The organism is Vibrio lentus, assembly GCF_002875945.1.
Lineage (GTDB): Bacteria > Pseudomonadota > Gammaproteobacteria > Enterobacterales > Vibrionaceae > Vibrio > Vibrio apostichopi.
Genome location: NZ_MCZK01000098.1, coordinates 1 through 3,595, shown reverse-complemented (window position 1 = coordinate 3,595; position 3,595 = coordinate 1). Strand labels below are relative to the sequence as shown.

3 protein-coding genes are annotated in these 3,595 nt (G+C 39.0%); all 3 read right to left on the bottom strand.

Annotation, left to right across the window (positions count from 1 at the left end):
- Positions 1-123: 123 nt before the first annotated feature.
- Positions 124-834: a hypothetical protein gene (locus BCT49_RS07545; RefSeq protein ID WP_102434730.1), complete on the bottom strand. Its 711-nt coding sequence runs from the start codon at positions 832-834 to the stop codon at positions 124-126.
- Positions 835-916: 82 nt separating this feature from the next.
- Positions 917-1,828 (bottom strand): replication initiation protein, encoded by a 912-nt coding sequence (locus BCT49_RS07540; RefSeq protein WP_102434729.1) that lies wholly within the window; start codon positions 1,826-1,828, stop codon positions 917-919.
- A gap of 927 nt (positions 1,829-2,755) precedes the next feature.
- A complete protein-coding gene (locus BCT49_RS07530) occupies positions 2,756-3,268 on the bottom strand; it encodes a cytochrome b (protein WP_102434727.1) in 513 nt (170 codons plus the stop codon).
- Positions 3,269-3,595: the final 327 nt, after the last annotated feature.

The window sequence follows — 3,595 nt, the reverse complement described above, 5'->3', positions numbered from 1 at the left end:
CCTAAGCTGCTCTTTTCTTTTGGTTTTTTATTGTCCCTCAAGGACTCATTACTTATAACTGGATCGGGTATCACCTTATTCACATTTTAGTTATAAGTAGTGAGTCCCCGATAACTGAACTATTTAGGGAGTAAAACTGCTCATTTCTTCAATGGTAAAAATGCTAATCATGGACTCATGACAATGGAACGGTTGTCGAGACTCATCAAACGGTATGTAGTCGATATGATTAAAGCGATGGCGTAACATTTTCTTATACTCAAGATCTCTAACAACAAAGACCACATGACTCCAAAATCCTTGCCGTTTTGCTAAGATGTGTTCTTTGATAATGACTCGATAACGAACAGGACTTTTTAATCGAGATTCAACCTCAATAGCCAAAATTTCATCATTATGTTTGGAGGTAACAAGCGCATCAGGATAGTGATTTAATCTGTAACGTTTTCTAAAGTTTGAATCATGATTAGATTGATGAAATGTAGCCCAACTTAAATGAGAAAATGCAATAGAAGTACGTTGAAGTAAAAGCTTTTGGTCTAGAGTGTTCGAACTAAAGCGCAAACCTTTAAAGCTTCGTAAGAACGTATCACCCTCACCAACAATCCCCCATAGGTTGACCTTTCGAGATCTCAAAATAACAGTTCGTTTAATCAAAAAGCCTTTCACAACCATTCTTTTAAGCAACGTAGAAGTATTAGATTTAGCAGACTGGAGAAGAAAACAAAGAGTCTCAAAATCAGTAAAAGTTTCAATAGCTAGAAAGCGTAAAACAATACGCTCCTTATCTTGTCCTCGACGGACAGCATTAGATATGTGCATAAGATGAGTCATAGGGAAACCTAAGAAAAAATAGAAACACAAACAACCCTAAAAAGGGCTGTTATCTGATAAGGCTTTATCTGGTGCCATTTCTTTAAATCTTTCCAGCAGCCTTCCATCTAAAATAAGTTCTTCGACTGATACCAAGATCTTCCCAAGGTTTGAGTGTTCTTTCTGAACTTTCTACAGGCTTACGTTTAGAGATTTTACCTCCAATCTTACCGCCTTTCGCCCCTTTCTTAGCTTGGCTCTGACGGAACTTATCAGGCGTAAACTCTCGATACGTCCAGTTAGCGATCGACTTCGATATCGCTTTCACTTCTGACACAGGCAAAGGCACTTTAAATTGAGCGTTAATGGCTTCCACTTGGTCGTAGACAGCCGAATTCCAGCTACGCTTGTAGTTGGGTGCCCAAAACTCTCTAATCGCCTTATAGCTCCACTGACGCACCGAATCAAACAACTCACAATTTCGACCTAAGCCTGATACTTCGCTACCACGTAACGGATGACCTTTCAGGTCAAGATAATCAGCCAGTTCGTCGAGTGTATATTCATACTCTGTCCAAAACTCATTTTGCCAATGTGGGTGCAATGGATTTTTCGTCAGTAACCCTGCGAATCCACGATCCGCTTTCAGACGCTCAATCATCGCAGACTCAATCGCAGCTGCGTAGCGAATAGGTTCACTATGCGCGATATCAGACGTACAGAATGGAACTTTCAAGCGATACGCAATGTGTGCGTGTGCGTTCTCTGGGTTCTTTGACGTCCAATATGGTGTAGGAAGATCATTGTCGTACCAAGCCAACACACCGCCTTGTCGATCAATATCAAAGACAAGGTAAGTGACCAACTTAGGTTGGTTCACTTGCAAATATTTTTTCTTAATCGCAGTGCTTTTGGGGCGTATGTAGGTGACACCGAGTTCATCGGTGCAATACGGCTTATAAGGGAGCGTCTCGATTATATCGAGTTGAAATGTGTTTGACTGTTTAGCTTTCACACATAACTGCCCTTATGGCGGTTACGTGTGGATTGTCTTTGTCTATCCATGTGTTAAAATTACCCTAAGCTTTAGCCCTGACTTCTCATTCATTCCGCCAAGTTTGATTGTGAGATTCGGGGCTTTGTTTTATCTAGAGTTAATCTTACTCCTCAATACCTTACTTCGCAATTTCCCTACGTTTTTCTTTCTATCAGGCACAAAAAAGGCCGCTATAGCGACCTTTAGAGAATCATTGTTCTACCTAAACACTGCACTTCGCACTAAGTTTATTTATGTAAAATCAAAAAATGAAACATTTAACGAATATTAGTTAAATAATCTAGGCCCAGGATAAAGTGAGCAATTATCGGAATCCGGCTGCTGCTGGACACAAAATGCATATAAATCAGGAGCTGTAAACTGCGAGCAATACTCAGCTATATCCTGACACCATTGACTATCTGGACCAGGAAGGTTTTTTTCAACAATGATTGAACTAACCTTTAACTTTAATTTCGTTAGATTGTGAGTACCAGACAAGTACGTGACACGCTCTCCATTAAAGCCTTCATGCTCATACACCTCGACTCGATACCCTTCGGGGAACAAAAAGAGACGTTGATTTGTTATTAATCTCATCACCAACATACGATTCGTTACCAAACACACTCACCCCACTACCATCTTCCTTAAAAAGTTTAACTTCACTGGCAAAAGAGAAAGAAGACCAAATCAAACCAAACAACACTAAAAACTTCATAAAAGCCTCAATGAAACCCCAAAAAAAGCACTTAATTGAATATCACTATTATGTTCAATTGCGTGACTCCGTAACGAAAAACGACTCCCAATCAGGAGCCATTTTTGTGTCTAAATCAGACTGCGCACTAAGTGACGTTAAATTATGGAGCTTCAGGGCTCTATGGATAATTACCTTCCACTAAATTATCGCCCAATCATTCGTGATATTGATCGAGTGTCAGAAAAAAATTGATGCTTTAGAGCCCCAACAACATGTAACACGACAAGAAACACAATAGGCTCAACCATTGAATGATGAATTTGTGATGAGAGCTCGTATAACCAAGAGATTTCAATCCCTTTAGGAAAAACAACCACTCCAAAAACATTAACTCCATACCCACCAACACCACTCATTAAAACACCAGATATTGGGATCAATAAAGTAAAGATGATCAATAACGCATGCACAATGATTGCAAGATTATATTCCCAACTAGATATCTCTCTAGAAGTAACCCATCCCTCTTTAATTCTATGAATTAATCTAAAGGCAGCAAAGAACATGAATAAAAAACCAACTGATTTATGAATATCATACCATTCATACTTCTCAGGATTGCTTGGCAGATCAATCATATAAAGACCAAGAGCAAAAAGACCTATAAAGGTAAACCCACTAATCCAATGCAATATTATCGTTTTTTTAGTTATCACCCTCTAACTCCTAAATGAAAAACATAGAATAGAAAAACAACATGTCAAAAATAATACAGTTAGGCTTACCTTAAACCTCCCAACTGTGATGTACGCTAAAGATATTTATGTAACAGAACATTTCCTTCCCCATTCAAAATGCGGTGTTTATTATTCCTATTATGTTCAATTGCCCTTAAATTACAGACACGAAAAAGGGGATGACCTTGCGATCATCCCCTTTGACGAAGTAATCTAGTATTAGCTTAGAAGCTGTACTAAGAATGCTCAGTTGACGCTATCATTCTAGTACAGGTGGGCTAGCCTTGTCACTACCCACTGGATACC

What these genes read in the sequence shown, in the direction of transcription:
- BCT49_RS07545 (WP_102434730.1), bottom strand. Translation starts at nt 834, where the DNA reads ATGACTCATCTTATGCACATATCTAATGCTGTCCGTCGAGGACAAGAT.